Source organism: Rhodococcus sp. C1, assembly GCF_020809065.1.
Taxonomy (GTDB): Bacteria; Actinomycetota; Actinomycetes; order Mycobacteriales; family Mycobacteriaceae; genus Rhodococcus_F; species Rhodococcus_F qingshengii.
In genome coordinates this window covers 4,656,205-4,674,153 of record NZ_CP078080.1, presented here as the reverse complement: position 1 = coordinate 4,674,153, position 17,949 = coordinate 4,656,205, and the positions used below count along the sequence as shown (strand labels likewise).

Annotated in this window: 17 protein-coding genes; 7 read left to right on the top strand and 10 right to left on the bottom strand. The window is 62.2% G+C overall.

The genetic code is table 11. From position 1 onward, the window contains the following. Positions 1 to 48 precede the first annotated feature (48 nt). The 4 genes from cobF (at position 49) to KTR60_RS21330 (ending at position 4,158) form a co-directional block, all read left to right on the top strand. Positions 49 to 789 carry a precorrin-6A synthase (deacetylating) gene (gene cobF, locus KTR60_RS21345; RefSeq protein ID WP_047272582.1) on the top strand — a complete coding sequence of 247 codons (741 nt, stop codon included), beginning with the start codon at positions 49 to 51 and terminating at the stop codon, positions 787 to 789. Positions 790 to 865: 76 nt separating this feature from the next. After that, positions 866 to 2,032, top strand: a complete 1,167-nt coding sequence (locus tag KTR60_RS21340) for a GGDEF domain-containing protein (RefSeq protein ID WP_223304416.1) — start codon at positions 866 to 868, stop codon at positions 2,030 to 2,032. A 43-nt stretch (positions 2,033 to 2,075) separates the two neighbouring features. Further along, on the top strand, positions 2,076 to 3,251 hold the full coding sequence (locus KTR60_RS21335; protein ID WP_042449063.1) for a sensor domain-containing diguanylate cyclase: 1,176 nt from the start codon (positions 2,076 to 2,078) through the stop codon (positions 3,249 to 3,251). 40 nt (positions 3,252 to 3,291) lie between these two features. After that, positions 3,292 to 4,158 carry an Fpg/Nei family DNA glycosylase gene (locus KTR60_RS21330; RefSeq protein WP_007727653.1) on the top strand — a complete coding sequence of 289 codons (867 nt, stop codon included), beginning with the start codon at positions 3,292 to 3,294 and terminating at the stop codon, positions 4,156 to 4,158. Here KTR60_RS21330 and KTR60_RS21325 read toward each other — a convergent pair. Then, complete coding sequence (locus tag KTR60_RS21325; RefSeq protein ID WP_007727651.1) at positions 4,151 to 5,026, bottom strand: LysR family transcriptional regulator; 876 nt, start codon at positions 5,024 to 5,026, stop codon at positions 4,151 to 4,153. The two genes, KTR60_RS21330 and KTR60_RS21325, sit on opposite strands and share 8 nt — an antisense overlap. A gap of 72 nt (positions 5,027 to 5,098) precedes the next feature. Between KTR60_RS21325 and KTR60_RS21320 the strand changes: the two genes are divergently transcribed. After that, complete coding sequence (locus KTR60_RS21320) at positions 5,099 to 6,331, top strand: MFS transporter (protein WP_228401230.1); 1,233 nt, start codon at positions 5,099 to 5,101, stop codon at positions 6,329 to 6,331. Positions 6,332 to 6,361: 30 nt separating this feature from the next. Here KTR60_RS21320 and KTR60_RS21315 read toward each other — a convergent pair whose 3' ends face one another. The 6 genes from KTR60_RS21315 to KTR60_RS21290 form a co-directional block, all read right to left on the bottom strand. Then, positions 6,362 to 7,141 (bottom strand): DUF427 domain-containing protein, encoded by a 780-nt coding sequence (locus KTR60_RS21315; protein ID WP_047272578.1) that lies wholly within the window; start codon positions 7,139 to 7,141, stop codon positions 6,362 to 6,364. Between the two features lie 57 nt (positions 7,142 to 7,198). Further along, positions 7,199 to 7,675 carry a nitroreductase/quinone reductase family protein gene (locus KTR60_RS21310; protein WP_003946395.1) on the bottom strand — a complete coding sequence of 159 codons (477 nt, stop codon included), beginning with the start codon at positions 7,673 to 7,675 and terminating at the stop codon, positions 7,199 to 7,201. Positions 7,676 to 7,874: 199 nt separating this feature from the next. Further along, entirely contained in the window at positions 7,875 to 9,668 is a 1,794-nt protein-coding gene (locus KTR60_RS21305; RefSeq protein ID WP_007727645.1) for a DEAD/DEAH box helicase family protein, read from the bottom strand. Beyond that, a complete protein-coding gene (locus tag KTR60_RS21300; RefSeq protein ID WP_007727644.1) occupies positions 9,668 to 10,528 on the bottom strand; it encodes an SDR family oxidoreductase in 861 nt (286 codons plus the stop codon). The genes KTR60_RS21305 and KTR60_RS21300 overlap by 1 nt, the downstream gene beginning before the upstream one ends. A 59-nt stretch (positions 10,529 to 10,587) precedes the next feature. Then, positions 10,588 to 11,490, bottom strand: coding sequence for a dihydrodipicolinate synthase family protein (locus KTR60_RS21295; RefSeq protein ID WP_209909605.1), 903 nt, complete (start codon positions 11,488 to 11,490; stop codon positions 10,588 to 10,590). Positions 11,491 to 11,523: 33 nt separating this feature from the next. Then, positions 11,524 to 12,309 carry an aldolase gene (locus tag KTR60_RS21290; protein ID WP_030534888.1) on the bottom strand — a complete coding sequence of 262 codons (786 nt, stop codon included), beginning with the start codon at positions 12,307 to 12,309 and terminating at the stop codon, positions 11,524 to 11,526. Between the two features lie 166 nt (positions 12,310 to 12,475). On the opposite strand from KTR60_RS21290, the gene KTR60_RS21285 reads away from it, so the two are divergent. After that, on the top strand, positions 12,476 to 13,066 hold the full coding sequence (locus KTR60_RS21285) for a helix-turn-helix domain-containing protein (RefSeq protein ID WP_003946400.1): 591 nt from the start codon (positions 12,476 to 12,478) through the stop codon (positions 13,064 to 13,066). Next, complete coding sequence (locus KTR60_RS21280) at positions 13,063 to 13,488, top strand: hypothetical protein (protein ID WP_003946354.1); 426 nt, start codon at positions 13,063 to 13,065, stop codon at positions 13,486 to 13,488. The genes KTR60_RS21285 and KTR60_RS21280 overlap by 4 nt, the downstream gene beginning before the upstream one ends. A gap of 7 nt (positions 13,489 to 13,495) precedes the next feature. Here KTR60_RS21280 and KTR60_RS21275 read toward each other — a convergent pair whose 3' ends face one another. From KTR60_RS21275 to KTR60_RS21265, 3 genes are read right to left on the bottom strand one after another with little or no spacing between them, the layout of a single operon-like run. Further along, on the bottom strand, positions 13,496 to 14,968 hold the full coding sequence (locus KTR60_RS21275) for a carboxylesterase/lipase family protein (RefSeq protein WP_209909602.1): 1,473 nt from the start codon (positions 14,966 to 14,968) through the stop codon (positions 13,496 to 13,498). Next, positions 14,965 to 16,494, bottom strand: a complete 1,530-nt coding sequence (locus tag KTR60_RS21270; RefSeq protein WP_007727637.1) for a carboxylesterase/lipase family protein — start codon at positions 16,492 to 16,494, stop codon at positions 14,965 to 14,967. Before KTR60_RS21270 ends, KTR60_RS21275 begins: the two co-directional genes overlap by 4 nt. Positions 16,495 to 16,523: 29 nt before the next feature. Then, the gene (locus KTR60_RS21265; RefSeq protein WP_039972850.1) at positions 16,524 to 17,933 is read right to left on the bottom strand and encodes a dihydrolipoyl dehydrogenase family protein; all 1,410 of its coding nucleotides are present in this window, start codon (positions 17,931 to 17,933) and stop codon (positions 16,524 to 16,526) included. Between the last annotated feature and the right edge of the window lie 16 nt (positions 17,934 to 17,949).

The window sequence follows — 17,949 nt, the reverse complement described above, 5'->3', positions numbered from 1 at the left end:
TTAACCTCCGGCGGTTAATAAAGGCGCACGGCAATATAGCCTCGGCACATGCGCGAACTCTTGGTGATCGGTATCGGTGCTGGTGATCCCGACCAGGTGACGGTTCAGGCGATCAAGGCTATGAACAGGGCCGATACCTTCTTCATCATCGGAAAGGGTGACGAGAAGCAGGCCCTGGTCGACTTGCGCACCGGCATTCTCGACGAGCACGTTCACCTCGACTACAAGGTGGTCGAGATCACGGACCCGCCGCGGGACCGAACCCCCACCGATTACGAGGGGGTTGTCGAGGACTGGCACGAGCGTCGGGCCGCGAAATTCGAAGCGGAATTCGCGGCCGAACCTGGCGTCGGCGCGATTCTCGTCTGGGGTGACCCTTCCCTCTACGACAGCACTCTGCGGATCGTCGAGCGTGTGCTCGCTCGCGGGAGAGTTTCGTTCGACTACTCCGTCATCCCGGGAATCACCAGCGTGCAGTCGCTGGCTGCACAACACCGGATCGTCCTGAACCGAATCGGCGAACCCATCCACATCACGACCGGCCGCAAACTGGCCGAGGGATTGCCCGACGGCGTGGACAATGCCGTCGTGATGCTCGACGCGCATTGCACCTTCACTCAGGTAAGCGAAAACGACGCCGAGATCTGGTGGGGCGCGTACCTCGGGACCCCGGACGAGGAGTTGATTTCCGGCAAACTGCGTGACGTCGAAGATCGGATCGTCGCTTGCCGGGCGGAGTTGCGTGAGAAGCACGGTTGGATCATGGATACGTACCTCGTTCGGCGCTGACAACCGACCCCGAATTTGCCGCCTTGATCCTGCACTCTTGATCCCGAACGACGGTCTGCGCACCTATGATCTGCGCATGACATCGTTCGGGCAGGACCGACTGCAGTCGATTCTGCCCGCGCCGCGTGGCCGTGAAAAATCAGCTGTGAAGTCGGCTTTCGACCTTCTGGTTCAGTGGTATCGGCGTCCTGATCAATTCGACAGTTTCAATCGATACCTCGCCACGAAGGGCCTGGAGCTAGCTGTCCGATTGCTGGTCATCGGCTCGCTGACGACGGTCATCATTGCGATGACTCTGCTGCGCTTCAGCGACGCGGGCGTGCACAACCACGTCACCAGCGTCGTCAACGCCGTTATCATCGCCGTCACGATTGCGGTGATCGTGCTCTTCTGCCTTCTGCCCGAAATCACGCGTCGGTGGTCGTACTTCTTTGTCGCCTACTGCGAGGTCGGCGTATTCGTCGGTGTGTTCTTGAACAACGACCCTTTCATCGGGTTGATCCAGTGTGTGCTCTTCGTACTGATCGGTGGTTACATCGCGTACTTTCACAACGCGAGACTCCAGGCGGTTCACATCGCGCTGTCCATCGTGGTTCTGGCAGTGGTCGGCCGAAAGGTTGCGGTCTACGCGGATCCTGCGTTGGCCACAGCACTGTGCCTGATCATCGCCACCGGGATCGTGGTCATCCCGTTCGCCTGCCAGTTCGTCCTCTCACTTCTCGGCTCCGACGCGGACAGTTCGGATGTGGATCCGTTGACAGGGCTTCTGAATCGGCGCGGGCTGCAGCGAGCTGTTGTCGAAATGGGGGCGACGGGGCATGCGTCGAGCAAGTCGTCGTATGTCGTCGCGATTGTCGATGTCGATTCGTTCAAGAGCGTCAACGACTCACAGGGGCACGAAGAAGGCGATCTCGTACTTCGCCAGATTGCTGATCGACTGCGGTGGTGCGGCGGCGAGAAGGCGCTCTTCGCCAGATTCGGTGGGGACGAGTTCGTGTTGGTAGACACGATAGACGTCGGCGCAGCGCCTGCGTTCGAAGACAATCTGCGAAGGCACTTGCGAATCGACGATCGTGATCCGGTAGTGACCACCAGCGTCGGAGTCGCGATCACCTCTGCCGAATGGTCGTCGATTATTTCCGACGAGGAGTTGACGGAACTGTTTCGAGTAGCCGATGCCTCGATGTACCGCGCGAAGGCCGCCGGCGGCGATCAGGTTGTGATGTGGGACGGCAAACAGTGAAAATTGTCTGATTGCGGGGAGTTGACTGGATTACCCTGACACTATGGAATCTGCCGAGAGTGTTGAGCGTTCGGACGCCGTGGCGTCTCGACGACCGCTCTCGGGTCCCGCGTTCCGGCTGATCTCTTCTCAACTTGTCGATTGGTATCGGCGTCCGGACCAATTCGACACCTTCAATCGCTATCTCGCGGACAAAGGGTTGACCGTCGCCTCGCGGTTTCTCGTCGTCTGCTCGTTGGTACTGGTCACCGTGATCATGTTCCTCACTCGCTTCAGTCCACAGGGACCGACCACTGCGCACGCGCGCTCCGCGAACGCAGTCATCATGGTCATAACCGTGATGATGGCCGTCGCCCTCTCGACGAGGCGAAATCTCTCCCGTTCCTGGTCTTACGCCTTTGTGCTCTACTCGGAAGTGGGAATAGCGGCCGCAATGCTGCTGTACTCCAATCCACTTGCAGCACTGGCACACGCCGTGATGTTCTCGGTGATCGGCGGATACATCGCGTTCTTCCACAATGCTCGAATACAGAGCCTTCACATGTTGTGGGTATTCGTCGTGGTCATCGGCATCGTGACACGTACGGCCGTGGTCGAAAACGATGTGGATGTTCCGGTTCTGGTCGCGTTGGTAGTACTGGTCGGCGCGGCAATCTACGTGATTCCCTTTGCCTGTCAGTTCATTTTCTCCATCCTCGGCACCGACGCGTTGAACTCGCAATTGGACCCACTGACGGGACTGCTCAACAGGAGGGGACTGGCCGACGAAGTACGACTGTTGCTGGAGCGGTCGTACACGCACTCGGCGCTCTTGGTAGTCGCCGCCGTCGACATCAATCGATTCAAGGCCATCAACGACGAGTACGGACATACCGTCGGTGACGCTGTGATCGAAAAAGTCGGATCGAGGCTGGTCGAATGCGCCGGCCCGGCGGCCTTGATCGCACGGATAGGCGGCGACGAGTTCGTCATCGTCGATTCGGTCGATCAACGCTCGTTCCATCGACTCGAACATGAGCTACTCCGTTCGACGATCACCTCGCCCGATCATCCCGAGGTGGCGATGAGCGTCGGAATCGCGAAGATTGCAGGGCCTTTCGAATCAGCGGATGATGCGCTGGTCGCCTACCCGACTCTGCTGCGGCGAGCGGATCGGGCGATGTACTCCGCGAAGGCACGCGGTGGGCATTCGGTGGTGCTGCAGACGGAAACGGACTGAGCGCGCTGTGAGTGTCCGTGGTCGGCGTTAGTCTGTTGCCATGCCTGAACTACCCGAGGTGGAAGCGCTGGCAGGGTTCCTTCGTCAGCACGCGGTCGGCGCAGTGGTGGGACGCGTCGACATCGCTGCATTGAGTGTGCTCAAGACCTTCGATCCGCCGATCACCGCTCTGCAGGGGCGTGACGTCACGGGCGCCGCCCGCTTCGGGAAGCATCTGGCTCTGGATTGCGACGGGTTGTGGTTGGTCACGCATCTCTCCCGTGCCGGCTGGATGCGCTGGCTGGACAATCCATCGGCGACGCCGCCGAAGCCGGGGAAGGGGCCGTTGGCGCTGCGCGTTCATTTCTTCACACCCGAAGGGTTGACGCCGGCATTCGATCTCACCGAAGCCGGCACCAAGAAACGCCTCGCCGTCTGGGTCGTGAACGATCCGCAGGAGGTTCCGGGCATCGCCCGGTTGGGGCCGGACGCGATGGCCGTGACCGAAGCCGAGTTCGCACAGATTCTGGGCGGAACGTCGGCGCGGATCAAGAACTCGATAGTCGAGCAGTCGTTGATCGCCGGTATCGGGAACGCCTACTCGGACGAGATCCTCCACACCGCGAAACTCTCGCCTTTCGCGACCTCGTCGCGGCTGACGCCGGATCAGATTTCGACGTTGTATGCCGTGATGCGATCTACGCTGGCCGACGCGATCGAGCGTTCGGAAGGTCAGGACGCGGCCCGGCTCAAAGGTGAGAAACGCTCGGGGATGCGAGTGCATGCTCGTACCGGACTTCCGTGCCCGGTGTGCGGTGACGTCGTACGCGAAGTGTCGTTCGCGGAGCGCTCTTTTCAATACTGCGCGACGTGCCAGACCGGCGGTAAACCGTTGGCGGACAGGCGAATGTCGAAACTGCTCAAGTAGCGAACTGCGCTGCGAGTAGTTCGACGAACTCGCGGGCGAGCGCCGACGAATGGGTGGGTTCGGTGATTGCGTGGACGATCCGATGCGGCGCATCGGTGATCGGAATACAGACCAATTCGGGGTGCAGGGCGCTCATGGACTGGGGGAGCAAACCTACGCCCAGGCCGTTGGCGGTCAGTGAACAGATCAGGTCTACCGAGTTGGCTTCAAGTGTTTTTCCCCGAGGGACCTGTGATTCGGCGAAGGCTTGGTCGGTTTGGACACGGGCCTCGCTGCCGGAGGCGAAGTCCACGAGAGTGTGATCGCGTAGGTCTTCGAGCCTGATCGACGAAGCCTGGGCGAAGGGATGGTCAGGAGCAACGAACGCTGCGGTGGGTTCACTCCACAGCGGTGCGGCGGCAAAGCTCTTGGGTAGGCGACCTGCGGCCAATCCGACAATGCCGACGTCGATTGCACCGGACCGGACTCCCTCGATAACTACTTCACTGCCGTACGGTCGCGCGGTGATGTTGATTGCAGGGTGGCGCCGTGTCAGATCTGCCAGCGCGCGTCCGACGTCGACGCGCCCCGCCGAGGTGATGGTGCCGACCGTCAACCGCACTTGCTCGTTGCTCCGTGCCGAGACATCACTGACGAGTCTCGACACGGCGCCGAGTACCTCGCGGGAGCGGGCGACAAAAACCTCGCCTGCAGCAGTCAGGCCGACGTTTCGGCTGTTCCGGTTGAACAATTCGACTCCCAGTTCCTTTTCGAGGTCTCTGATCTGGGCACTCAAGGCGGACTGGGAAACGTGCAACCGCGACGCTGCTCGGCTGAAGTGTCTGTCTTCCGCGACTGCCAGGGCGTAGCGGATGTGACGTAGTTCCATTGCACCAATCTATCGTTTCTGGAGATAGATCATGCATATCTATCTATTGGACGCGCGTCGGTGTAGGCGGTCATGCTTGACGACATGATTTCAAGCGACGCGCGTCCGAGGCTCGGACTACCGATAGTGCTGCTGATGGCTGCAGCGACGGGCCTGTGCGCGGGCGGTAACTATTTCAACCAGCCACTCCTCGATTCCATCGCAGATCACCTGAATGTGTCGGCCTCCGCAGCGGCCGCGACGGTGACCATCGCGCAGGTCGCGTATGCACTCGGATTGATACTTCTGGTTCCGGTGGGCGACATGGTGGACCGACGCAAGCTGACGGTAGGGCTCATGCTGCTGGCGGCGACCGGTCAAGCGGTCAGCGGATTTGCGCCCAACTTTGCCACGCTGGCAGTGGGAATCGCTGTCGCTGCAGTCTTTTCGGTCGCCGCCCAGGTGCTCATTCCGTTTGCCGCCTCACTGGCCGAACCTGAGAGGTCCGGTCAGGTGGTCGGCACGATCATGAGCGGACTGCTGATCGGAATCCTGCTGGCGCGCAGCGTTGCCGGCGTCCTCTCCGGACTGGGAGGTTGGTCGACGGTATACAAGGTTGCGGCGGTACTGATGGTGGTGATGGCCGTGGCATTGTGGCGATCTCTGCCTTCCGATTCCGCAGATCGCCCGAAGGCAAGCTACCGCGCAACGCTCGCTTCGGTAGGGAAGTTGGCTGCGACCTTGCCGCGCCTGAGAACCCGATCGGCCATGGGCGGACTGGCTTTTGCTGCTGTCAGCACCGTCTTCACGACAATGGCCTTTCTTCTGTCCGGCGAATTCGGCTACAGCGACACTCAAATCGGCTTGGTCGGACTACTCGGTGTGGCGGGAGCTTTGATGGCGACGGTGGCGGGCAGACTGGCCGATCGGGGATTGGGTCAGCTGGCGACCGGCGGCGCCATCGCGATTCTCTTGGTGTCGTGGCTTCCCTTTGTCGCCGGTGCCACCCACGTGGTGTGGTTTCTCGTTGCCATCGTCCTTGCCGACCTCGCGCTGCAGGGAGTGCACGTCAGCAACCAGAACGTGATCTACGCCCTTGTCCCCGAAGCGCGTTCGCGTGTGAATTCCGTGTACATGACCACCTACTTCGTCGGTGCTGCCGTGGGCTCGGCGGTGGGGTCAGTGGTGTGGAAGTCGTACGGCTGGAACGGAGTATGCATCGCCGGGTTGGTCTTCTCCGTTGCAACGGCGATGGTGTGGGTGCATGATCGCCGACTGGAGACGGCTGAACTGCGAATCCCGCAATCCCCTGTTGCAGTGGGGTAGGCACCCACACCGTCTCGGCTCCAGCACCTTTCAGATTTCGGCACCGTCCACCAGGATCTTGCCGACGCGTTCGGGATAGAACGACACGTGGTCGTCGATCCCGGACGCTTCGGCGGTAGTGAACGGATAGAACCACGCCAGATCCTCGATCGGAGCGAGTTCGGTTGTGCCGGTGAACGACAGATACGACGCAGTGCCCTTGTAGGGGCAGGCCGTGGTGGTCGGGGACGGCGCAAAGTACTCGCTGCGAACGTCGATTCTCGGAATGTAGTACCGCGTGGGCAGTCCGGTTTCGAAGAGCAGTCTGGGTCGTCTCGTCTCGGCGACCAGTACGTCGCCGACAAAGACCTGGACGTGGCGGGACGAGGGGAGTGCGTCGATACGTACGTATGGATCGCGGGCGTGGACAAAGACCTGTTGATCCTCCTCGTACCAGGCGTCCATGCGATCCCAATAGAATGCGACGTACTCACTCAGATCCAGGGAACCGTCGAACTGTTCAGGGTAGGTCCAGACGGCGTCCTCGGCCCGGCGATCCCCGATCTCGATCGTCCAGTAGGTGGCGTCACCTTTCCATGGGCAATGGGTGGTCGTCGACGTCGGGACGAGGAATTCGGTACGAACGTCCGCGAGGGGGATGTAGTACATCGGCAGGCGGCCGCGTTCGAAAAGGTATACCGAACGAGTGGTGTCTGCGACGGCGTGACCAGCGAAGAAGGCTCGAATTCGGCGGGGGTTCGGCTCCAGTGCGATCCGCCCGTTGGAAGCTGTGATCTGTGTGTCTTCTGCGTGAGTCAGTGCTGTGGACATTCGCGAATGCTCCTGAGATCGGCAGGGTGGTCCTTCCCATCCTGCGCCCGGCAGCAGTTATTTGACAGGTTGGAGTCGAAATACGCGGATCTGGCGCCCGAATGCTCGATCGGCGTAGGTTTCGTACGGCGGCCACGTGGTGGTCGCGAGCTCCCACAGTTTCTTACGCGTGGCGCCCTCCGCCAGACTCGCACCGACCGGTATTTCGACGCCCTTCACTGTCACGATCGCGGTGGGGTTTGCCATCAAATTGAGTGTCCATGCTGGATGCGTATCCTGCCCCCAGTTCGAACCGACGACGACAAACGCATCGCCGTCGGGTGCGTACAGGAGTGGCGTGGTTCGAGAACGGCCGGTCTTACGGCCCGTCGTGGTGAGCAGTAGCTGAGTCACGGTGTTCTCTCCGACCAGCGAGAGCTTGCCTCCCGACACTCTCTGCACTGCTCGATCGAGCGGAACCAGATCCTTGCCGAGATCCGAGAACCATTGTGTATGGCCGACATTGCGCATCAATGACCGGTAGATATTGCGCATCGGACCCCTCGCATTCTCGGCACTGTTTCGAGGCTGGTGCACCTCGACTCGGAAGAGTCTGCCACGTCAGGTCACAGATACCTGAGTCCCAAGGTCCCGAAAGGAATGAAGCGGTCAGCCGAATTCGGTTTTGGTGGAGTGGAATTGGGGCATACCGCCGAAACCGTTCGTTTGTGCGCGTTGGACGGTCGTTGGAAGATCAACCCTCCGAGGTCAAGACATCAGGCTCTAGCCACTCGACGCCGAGCAGTTCGGACAGCGACCGCAGACCGGATCGATCACCACCTTTCAGACCTGTGACCGAATTGAGATTGCGCAACATGACCGTGGCGACGTCCTCTTCCTTGGTGCCCACGCCGAAGGGTATGACCCACGGGCACGTCTGGTAGTCGCGATGCGACCGACCGAACGTCTGTTCTGCCGCGATCCCTGAGTAGCGCGGTTGATGAAAGATTCCCGTCCGTGGCAACGGGGACGCGTGAGTGCCGTCCGGGAGTGCTTCGTTGGCATGGAGCGAGATCGAGGTCGTGACATTGAAGACGATGACCGGTGCGTCCCCGCGTTGAAACCGCAGACGTTGACCCTCCTTGTCCGGCACCGCACCGAACAGTTTTGCCACCGAGATCCCGGCGTCTTCGATCATCTCGACCAGTGGATCACCTGCCGTGGAGACGAATTCGACGGCCACCAACACCTGCTTGCCTGCCTTGACCTGCGCCTGCGCCCACTGGGCCGTCGACTCGGCGCGGATCATGCCCGCTTTCTGTCGGTAGCGCAGAACCAGCGCACGGCCGCGCGCGATGTTGCGACTCTTGCGGGCCAATCCCATTTCGTAGGCGTACTCGGCCCACTCCGTCTCGTACTCGGCGCGCTGGGCATGGGTGAGGTCGATCGGCATACCGTCGAGCGGAACGGGTCCCCACGGAGTCGGTCGATGAATCATCAAGGGCGGTTTGCTGTTCGACATCCACCCACGCACGGTCTCGAGCGCGCGAGATTGCAGCGCAGGTGATTCCTTCGCCTCTGCGCTCCACGTCCACTTCCCGTAGGACTTGTCCAGCGGAAGGCCGGACTCGACCAGCCTGGCGCCCAGGTCGGACCAGTACTCCGAAGGTTCTGAATGCAGCTGCGCGAAAAGCGGTGCCAGGTAACGCTGATCGGCCGGCGTGTGTCCCGGTGTTGCTGTCACGGACAGGACGAACGGCGCTTGCTCGTGAGCATTCGAAAAGCGCGCGACCTTCTCGAATGCGGCCGTGCGCTGTGTGTCGTTGCTGTACAGCTGGGCCTCGTCGGCAATCACCACACCGAACGTGTACTTGGGGCGGCCGTTTCGCGCGATCAGCTTCTTCAATTGGTCAGGCGACATGATCAACCAGCGGAATCCACCGTCGCCCACCGAGGCGATGGAATAGCGCCAATGCGGAATGGTGATCTGTGCGGGTCGATCGACGAGGACGAGGATGTTGGTTTCGCCGCGCTCCTCGGCAATCGTCTTGGCAGACATCACTGCGATCAGCGTCTTACCCAGGCCTGCATTGTCTGCCAACAGAAACCCGCGTTTGCCGGCGCGAGCGGCATCGACGACGGCTGCAGCCCCCGAAACCTGCTCGGGCCGAGGAATTTTGGGTGCAGCAACGGGACGTTCACCGGTGCTGTCATTGATGTCGTCCTCTACCCACTGCTGATAAGAGAAGGGGAGTGCCTTGAATGGAGCGAGTTCTACGGGCAACTCCGTACCGACCCACGCGTAGCTCTTCCATTTCTTGACGAATTGCGCACCAGGCGCCGGCGTCCGAAAGGGAACGTCGAGGAGCCAGACTCTCTCACCAGGGCCGGCAGTCGGCACATCCGGCATCGTCGCGCGTGAGCTCTTCTTTGCGACAGTCTTCTTCGGGGCGGTCTTTCTGGTCGTGTTCCTCTTGGGTGCAGCCTTCTTCGGTGCAGCCTTCTTTGCGGCAGCCTTGCGTGCCGTGGTTGCTTTGCGTGGTGGCATCAGGCGGTTTCTGCTGTGAGGAATTCACGCAGCGTGAGCGCAGGCCGGCCGACAAGGTCCTCCACGGTGCCCGTGATCAGCGCCAATTCACCCTGCGCGATTGCGGTGTACGTCGACACCCATGCGTCGAGTTCCCAAGCGGGTGCGTTGTACGACGCCCGCGATTCGTAAGCTTCCTCGAGCGTTTCCTCGACGTACGTGGTTCGCTTGCCGGTGACTTCGGTGATGATGCTCGCGGCCTCGGAGAGCGTCAGTGCCTCCCGTCCGGTCAGGCTGTACGTCTGTCCGACATGAGAATCCAGATCCTGCAGAACCGACACAGCGACGGCAGCAATGTCGGAGCGCGCTACCGCGCCGACGAGACCGTCCCCTGCGGGTCCGCGGATCACACCGTCTTCACCGGCGAGAGCGGGTAGGAAATCGAGGTAGAAGCTGTCGCGCAGGAAGGTGAATGCGAGCCCGGAAGCGCGGATATGTTCTTCGGTGACCCAGTGATCGCGAGCGAGCGTGAACGTCGCGTCCGGAGCAGCGCCGAGGAAAGACGTGTACACGATGTGCCTGACCCCGGCCTCCGCTGCGGCGTCGATGAAGGTGCGGTGCTGATCCAGACGATCTGCGCTTTCGGCCGCCGAGACCATGAAGAGGGTGTCGATTCCGGCCAGAGCCGCGAGAGCGCGCTTCTGATCCCCATACGTGGTCTCGGCCGAATCGGCACCGGGGAGCTGCGGTAATCGGTTGACCGACCGTGCGATCAGCCGCTGTGGGACACCGGCGTCGGCCAACGACCGGGCCACCAGTCCGCCGATATGACCGGTCGCGCCGGTGACGGCGATCCTCGCAGACCGTGAATCTACGGACATGGTGCCCCTCCTTCGGTCGGTGTGCATCCCATCTTGCCGGAACCCACTCCCACGTCAGGTCACGACGCGACGATTACACCGCGAGCCACCGACAGAGCGTCGGACAAAGCTGTCCTGGTGTTGTCGTCGAGGGACAGCAGCGGCCGGCGGGGAAGGCCGGCGTCGATGCCGAGAGATTCCAACCCGGCTTTGACCGTCGACGGCAGTCCGCGACTGACGAGGACCTTCAGTAGCGGCTCGATCTGTTCGAACACAGCGGCGGCACCCGACCGATCACCGGATTCGAGTAGACGCCAGAAGTGCACCACCTGTTCGGGGGCCAGACACGGGGCTGCCGTGCACCATCCGCTTGCACCGGCAGAGAAAGATTGCAGTGCAAGAGGATTGCTGCCGTTGAAGAAGGGGATCGTGCCACCGCTCAGTTCGTTGATGCGGTTCATCCGGGTGATGTCGCCGGTGGATTCCTTGATCATCGTGATGCCGTCGACGGTGGAGACGAGATCGACGAGAAACTCCGGCGACATGTCGATCCCGGTGGTGGCCGGATTGTTGTAGATCATCGTGGGAATGTCGACGGAATCGGCCACCGCGGTGACGTGTTCACGAATCTCCTGCTCACCCAGATGCCAGTACGACGTGGGGAGGATCATCATTGCGTCGGCTCCGGCGTCTGCCGCGATCGATGCTCGGCGGAGTGCTCCCGTCGTCGTCAGATCCGACACTCCGACGACGGTGGGGACTCGGCGGTCGACGTAGTCGACAGTCTCCCGAGCTACCGTCTCCCACTCTGCATCGTCGAGATAGGCGCTCTCGCCCGTACTGCCGAGTGGGGCTATCGCGTCGACACCACTGCTGATCATGCTGTCGAGGAGCGTGTGTAGCGGCTTGGGGTCGAATGCTCCGGTGTCCCGGTCGAACGGGGTGATGGGATAGGCGACGATTCCCTTGATGGTGCTGCTCATGAGGCTCTCAGTTCTGTTGGTGGGAAACAAAAGTCAGTTGGTCAGTGTGTCGGGATGATTGCGGAGAGCGCGACGGGCGTAGTAAGCGAAGTTCGCCTCGCTGCGCCGAGGAGTCAGTGTCCAATCGTGTGCCTCCTTCGCCAGGCGAGGCGGTAGCGGCTTGATGTCTCCGGCAGCCATCGCCAGCAACTGCAGTCTGGCCGCTCGCTCGATCAGATGCCCGAGAGAGCATGCCTCTTCGACCGTGTTGCCGACGACGAGTTGGCCGTGGTGGGCGAGCAGAATTGCCCGCTTGTCGCCGAGTGCAGCCGAAATGATCTCGCCCTCCTCGTTTCCCACGGGAACCCCGGGCCAGTCGGCGAGAAATGCGCAGTCGTCGTAGAGCGGCGCGATGTCCATTTGGGAGACGACGAGGGGAATCTCGAGCATCGACAGCGCCGTCGCATGTAGTGGGTGTGTGTGGACGATGCAGTTGACGTCGGGTCGTGCGCGGTAGATCCAACTGTGGAACCTGTTGGCGGGGTTCGGCATGCCCTCCCCGTCGAGGACTTCGAGATCCTCGTTGACGAGCAGGAGGTTGTCCTCGGTGATCTCGTCGAACCCGAGGCCGAGTCGCTGTGTGACAAACGTTCCTGGCTGCCCACCGCGGGCGGAGATCTGTCCGGCAAGGCCGGAGTCGTGGCCGGCGTCCGACAGTGCCCGGCAGGTCAGTGCGATCTTCTGTCGAAGAGTCCAACTACCTGTCGTTACTTCGGTGAGCATCTTCGTCTCGGCGGTGGCCATGAGTTCCTGCTTGCTCGCATGCATCGTGTCGGTCATGGGGTGTGCCTTTCTCGGGACCCGGAAATCAATGACATTCAGTCACCTATAAGACACAAAGTGTCATATAGGACGGAAATGTGCAACCCTCGATTCCTGCATCGCTGATCGACGCAGGTCAATGTATTGGTAGGGTGATGACACAAAGTCTCGTGAGGGGAACCGAATGGCAGCGTTTTTGCGAACACATCGGCGTCGCGCCGGTCTGACGCTCGAGGGCCTGGCCGAGCAGACCGGTCTGACGAAGAGCTATCTCTCCAAGGTCGAGCGGGGTATCAGTACCCCGTCGATCGCGGTGGCACTCAAGATTGCGCGTGTGCTCGACGCCGATGTGGGGCAACTGTTCTCGGACAGTATGGAGGGAAATGCCATGACGATCGTGCGCGCGAAGGACCGCGTGATCGACCCGGCCAACTCCGTGCAGTCTTCCGTCTACGATCCGATCGCGCCCTCACTGGTCGGAAAGGCCATGCAGCCGTTCGTGGTTCATCCGGCCTCGGTGATGGGTCCCAAGTTCATGGACCACACGGGAGAGGAGTTCGTGTTCGTACATTCCGGATCCGTAGAATTCGAAATCCCCGGGCAGACGATGCACCTCGACGCCGGCGACAGCTTGTACTTCGACGCGAATACGCCGCACCGGATGCGGTCGGTGTCGGCGGATCGTGCGGTGGTGCTGGTTGTCGTCTACGACAAGCCTTCGGCTGGATCACCCAGCGGTGACTCGCTGGAAACGCACTGCGGGGTGGGCAGATGACGCTGGGGATCGACACGACACTGACGCTTCTCGCGGCCGGTCTGATCTTCCTTCTCTCCCTGTGCCTGGGAATCTGGAAATACCGACAGATGGCCACTTCGGACAATCACCTCGCCCATCCGTATGTCGACATCGCACACCGCGCTGCCCTGATGTACTCGTTTGCGACGCTGCTGATCGCGGTGTTCGTCGAACTCAGTGCGTGGCCGACGTGGATCAACCTGACCAGTGCCGCAGTGGTCGTGTTCTTCTTTCTCGCAGCGATATTCAGCTACATCGCTCACGGTGCGATGAAGGACACCGACAATCAGTTCGAGTCCGCCGGTCCGCCCCTGCACCTCGGGATGTTTCTGCTGATCCTCGGTGAGGTGGGCGGATTTGCCGTCCTACTCGCAGGTTTCGTGAAAGGTCAGTTCTTCTGATCGGGCTTCAGCGCCTGTGCTCGTAGCCGATCCAAGCCCGTCGACGCTCACCCATCGGGTCGTTCTCTACTCGGGACGTCTCGTCGAAGATCATTGTTTGCCGCTCCGGTACGGAGTAGGCGGGCCAATCCCGGTCCGGGACTCCGTGGCGGGCGAAATGGATCCAGTGGCGCTGCATGGTGGAGGTCACCGCAGTCAGTCCGCGGCGCCCACCGACCGCGGTCAAGGCCGCGGTGAGTGCATCCGAACGCCCGAAGACCGCAAGCAATTCGGTGGCGTGGGTAGCGCCCATGCCGACGAGTCTGAGCAGGCGAGGCGCAAAATCGTAGCGGTAACTGTAGGTAGGAGCTACCTGGCAATGACCCTGTGCGCAGAGTATCGCGGGCTCCCAGAACGTGATGTCGCCGCCGAGATCTGCGGCAGCAAACCGGTGCGGATACGTGGGATACGCCGCGAGCGCACGTGCTTTCACTTCAGGGGTGGTGTGGGAGAACATCTTCTCGATCCGAACCGGGTCGGTAGGCAAGATGTCGAGAACGCGCGGGAAGATTCTTCCCTCGTGGAGATTCGAACCGACGAGCAGCGGAACGGGGTGGGCGCGTCCGGCGGCGAACACGTCGAGCGGGTGTTCGGGAAGGACGTCGTCACCCACCACGGGGGCAAATGCCCGCGTTCCGGGTTCTTCGTCCGCGCCGCGGCGCGTAAGTTCTTCGCCGGCAGCGACCAGGTCCTTCACCGAAGCGGAGCGCAGCCACGATCCCGGATCGGTATCCGGAGCCTGTGCGATCTCGAGGAACTCGCGTGCCCAACGGTGCGCTCGCACTTTTCCGTATGCCGAAGCAGCCGGCGGACTTTGAGCGATGGCCCGGGCGAACAGCCCTCGTGCCGCCGGCGTTGCCATCAGAGTGGTGACCGCGTTGGCGCCGGACGATTCACCGAAGACGGTGACGGCGTTCGGGTCGCCGCCGAAAGCGGCGATGTTGCGTTGGACCCACGTCATCGCGGCGATCTGATCGCGCAATCCGAGGTTCGTCTCGAATGATCTTTCCGCAGTGGAATATTCACTGAAATCGAGGTAGCCCAACGCGCCGAGACGATATTGGATCGAGACGTAGACGATGTCGCCACGTTCGACCAGGCTCGTTCCGCGGTACATGGGCGTCGACGGATTCCCGCCGTTGTACGCGCCGCCGTGAATGAAAACCATGACCGGTCGCAACGAATCCGACGGTACCTGCGGAGCCACGACATTGACGAAGAGTGAGTTCTCGTCGAAATTGCTCTTGCGCTGCGGAGACGGAGAGCCGAATGCTTCCGCCGGGCGGACACCATGCCAAGCCTCGACCGGCTGCGGTGCGCGAAATCTCCGAGGACCGGTCGGGGCCGTTGCGTAGGGGATTGCTCGCCAGGTGCGCAGTCCTCGATCGAGGCGCCCGCGTACGACCCCGGAATCGAGAGTGATCTCGAGGGGGCTCGTCACGGTAGGGAGATGTCGGTGCCGTGGCTACGGTAACCGCTGTATCCCGCCCAGGCCAAGCGTTGTTCACGTCTGGGATCGTTCTCGACGCGGACGATCTCGTCGAAGATCATGGTCCGACGCTCCTGCCCCTCGTAGCGCGGCCACGATCCGCGCGGCGAGCCGTGCTCGGCGAAGTGAAGCCAGTGTCCCTGAACAGATTCGGTGACTGCGCGCAGTCCGCGTCGACCGCCGGGAAGGGTGAGGCCGCGCCCGACAAGGGTGTCACCGATGCCGAAGACTGCAAACATCTCGAATCCGTGTGTGGCGTCGAGGCCGAGCCAGCGCATCATCGTCGGCGCGAAGTCGAATCGGTAGGCGTACGTCGGCGCCGATTGTGCGTGCGCTTGCATCAACTCCACGGACGGGTGCCAGAACGTGACGTCTCCGCCGACGTCGATCGCGGACTGCTCGTCCGGGTAGCCGGGATAGGTCGCGAGGATGCGCTTCCCGGCCTCGGGATCGGTGAGGGCAAACATGGTGTCGATGCGCGACGGGTTGGTCGGAAGTGCGTCGAGCACCTTCGGGAACAGCGTCCCCTCCCGTCTGTTGGTGCCGATGATCATCGGCACCTGGTGTGCCGATCCTTCTTTGAATGCGTCCAAGGGGGAGCGGGGGAGGAAGTCGCCGTCGACGACCGGTCCGAAGGGATGTAGTCCAGGTGTGTTCGCGAGTACCTCGGCGCCCAGTCTGCTTCCGGCTCTGCCCAATTCGACGGCTGTCGCCGAGGTCAGGGCCTTCGCGGGTGGTAGGCCGGAATCGAGGATCTCGACGAAACGCGCGCCCCAGGCATGCGATCGCTGCGTGCTCGAGACCAGATCCGGAGCCGAACTCTCGGCGATAGCGCCGGCAAAGAGTCCCTTGGCGGCCGGAGTCGCCATCAGGGTGGTGACGGCGGTGGCTCCGGCGGATTCACCGAAAATCGTGACTTTTTCAGGATCCCCACCGAAGGCGGCGATGTTGCGTTGCACCCACTGCAGGGCCGCGACCTGATCGCGCAGTCCGAGGTTGGAGTCGAATACGCGCTCGGATGTGGAGAACGGGGTGAAATCGAGGTAGCCCAGAGCGCCGAGTCGGTAGTTGATCGAGACGTAGACGACGTCGCCGCGTTCGACGAGGGACACGCCCGAGTACAAGCCGGTGGCCGAGGTCCCGATGGTGTTTGCCCCACCGTGGATGAAAACCATGACGGGACGCGGAGTATTGCCGGTGTTCGCGGGGGCGAGCACGTTGAGCGTCAGGCAGTCCTCGCTGCTCGGCTGGTACTTCCCGGGCGCGAGCAACAGCCCCTTCTTGTGTTGGACAGACGCGTCGCCGAACCTGGTCGCGTCGCGTTCTCCGGTCCACGGCGTGACCGGCTGGGGTCGCGTCAGACGCAGTGTTCCGACCGGCGGCCGGGCGTAGGGAATTCCGCGCCAGGCACGAAGTTTTCCCACCCGGCGGCCGCGCAGGGTGCCGTCGGCCGTGGTCACAAGTATGTCGGACGCCATGTCGCGACTATACGTACTTCGGGAGCGCGTCAGCGGCGAGCCTCCAGCAATCGAAGCCAGACTTCACTGACCGTCGGATACGAGGGCACCGCATGCCAGAGAGTTTCCAGTGGTACGGCGCCGACGACCGCGATTGTCGCCGCATGCACCAGCTCGGATACTTCGGGCCCGGCGAAGGTAGCGCCGAGGATCACGTCGGTGGCCTTGTCGATCACCAACTTCGCGCGCCCCGAGTAGTCGTCGCGCAGCAGCGAAGATCCCGCGACGGCGAGTTCGATCTCCACGACTTCGACGTCGTAGCCGTCGTCGCGAGCTTTCTTCTCGGTGCGTCCCACCCAGGCGATCTCGGGTGAGGTGAACACCACCTGGGGGACCTGTCCGTTGTCCGCCGACGCGGTGTACCGAGGTCCACTGAGCCCGCGACTCTCGGCCCGCGCGGCGATGACGTCTCCGCAGACTCTCGCCTGATACTTGCCCATGTGGGTGAGGGGAGAACGACCGTTGATGTCGCCGACTGCGTAGAGCCATTCACCTTGGGCGCAGAGGTGATCGTCAGTGGTGACGTACTTGCCGTCCTCGAGGCCGATGACGGACAAGCCGAGATCGGCTGAGGTCGGGCCGCGGCCCGCCGCGACGATGACCTCGTCGACTTCGATCACGCCGGACGATGTCTCGATGCTGACGGGTCCACCGTGGATGTGACCTTCGCCGGTGTCCTTGGCATCGGGGCGTGAGACCGAATTGACGGCAGTGCTCAGTCGAACGTCCACACCGCGGGCGCCGAGTGCTTCGGCCACCATAGTTCCGGCAAACGGTTCTGCTGATTTCAACAGAGCATCGCCCCTCACGAGCAACGTCACGCGAGCGCCGAACGACGACAACCACGTTGCGCACTCCGTTGCGACCACTCCGCCGCCGATGACCGCCACTCGCGACGGAACCTCGTGCAGGTTGGTCGCATCGCGCGAGGTCCACGGGAGTGCCTCGCGCAATCCCGGTGTCTTCGGGACGGTGGCGGTCGTTCCCGTGGCGAGTACGACGGCCTGGCGGGCACGGAGCTTACGGGTCCCGTCGACGGTCACTGCTCGCTCGCCGTCGATGACCCCGTGGCCTTTGATCACGGTGATGCCCGCGGAGGTTGCCCAGTCGACCTGGGACGAGTCGTCGTGGTTGTGGGTGAACGAGTCGCGCCGTTTCAGAATGGCATCGACGTCCAGCGGTCCGGCCGGGATCCCGGGCAAGGCGTCGGCCGCCTCGAGGACCTGCCCCGGGCGCAGTAGTGCCTTGCTGGGCATACAGGCCCAATACGAGCATTCACCGCCGACCAGTTCGTGTTCCACGATTGCGGCGGTGCGATTACTTCCGGCGATGGCGTATGCGGCGGCGTTCTCGCCGGCGGGTCCACCGCCGATCACGATGACATCGAATTCGTCGGTCATTGCTCCACGGTATGTC

What these genes read in the sequence shown, in the direction of transcription:
- cobF (WP_047272582.1), top strand. Translation starts at nt 49, where the DNA reads ATGCGCGAACTCTTGGTGATCGGTATCGGTGCTGGTGATCCCGACCAG.
- KTR60_RS21340 (WP_223304416.1), top strand. Translation starts at nt 866, where the DNA reads ATGACATCGTTCGGGCAGGACCGACTGCAGTCGATTCTGCCCGCGCCG.
- KTR60_RS21335 (WP_042449063.1), top strand. Translation starts at nt 2,076, where the DNA reads ATGGAATCTGCCGAGAGTGTTGAGCGTTCGGACGCCGTGGCGTCTCGA.
- KTR60_RS21330 (WP_007727653.1), top strand. Translation starts at nt 3,292, where the DNA reads ATGCCTGAACTACCCGAGGTGGAAGCGCTGGCAGGGTTCCTTCGTCAG.
- KTR60_RS21325 (WP_007727651.1), bottom strand. Translation starts at nt 5,026, where the DNA reads ATGGAACTACGTCACATCCGCTACGCCCTGGCAGTCGCGGAAGACAGA.
- KTR60_RS21320 (WP_228401230.1), top strand. Translation starts at nt 5,099, where the DNA reads ATGCTTGACGACATGATTTCAAGCGACGCGCGTCCGAGGCTCGGACTA.
- KTR60_RS21315 (WP_047272578.1), bottom strand. Translation starts at nt 7,141, where the DNA reads ATGTCCACAGCACTGACTCACGCAGAAGACACACAGATCACAGCTTCC.
- KTR60_RS21310 (WP_003946395.1), bottom strand. Translation starts at nt 7,675, where the DNA reads ATGCGCAATATCTACCGGTCATTGATGCGCAATGTCGGCCATACACAA.
- KTR60_RS21305 (WP_007727645.1), bottom strand. Translation starts at nt 9,668, where the DNA reads ATGCCACCACGCAAAGCAACCACGGCACGCAAGGCTGCCGCAAAGAAG.
- KTR60_RS21300 (WP_007727644.1), bottom strand. Translation starts at nt 10,528, where the DNA reads ATGTCCGTAGATTCACGGTCTGCGAGGATCGCCGTCACCGGCGCGACC.
- KTR60_RS21295 (WP_209909605.1), bottom strand. Translation starts at nt 11,490, where the DNA reads ATGAGCAGCACCATCAAGGGAATCGTCGCCTATCCCATCACCCCGTTC.
- KTR60_RS21290 (WP_030534888.1), bottom strand. Translation starts at nt 12,309, where the DNA reads ATGACCGACACGATGCATGCGAGCAAGCAGGAACTCATGGCCACCGCC.
- KTR60_RS21285 (WP_003946400.1), top strand. Translation starts at nt 12,476, where the DNA reads ATGGCAGCGTTTTTGCGAACACATCGGCGTCGCGCCGGTCTGACGCTC.
- KTR60_RS21280 (WP_003946354.1), top strand. Translation starts at nt 13,063, where the DNA reads ATGACGCTGGGGATCGACACGACACTGACGCTTCTCGCGGCCGGTCTG.
- KTR60_RS21270 (WP_007727637.1), bottom strand. Translation starts at nt 16,494, where the DNA reads ATGGCGTCCGACATACTTGTGACCACGGCCGACGGCACCCTGCGCGGC.
- KTR60_RS21265 (WP_039972850.1), bottom strand. Translation starts at nt 17,933, where the DNA reads ATGACCGACGAATTCGATGTCATCGTGATCGGCGGTGGACCCGCCGGC.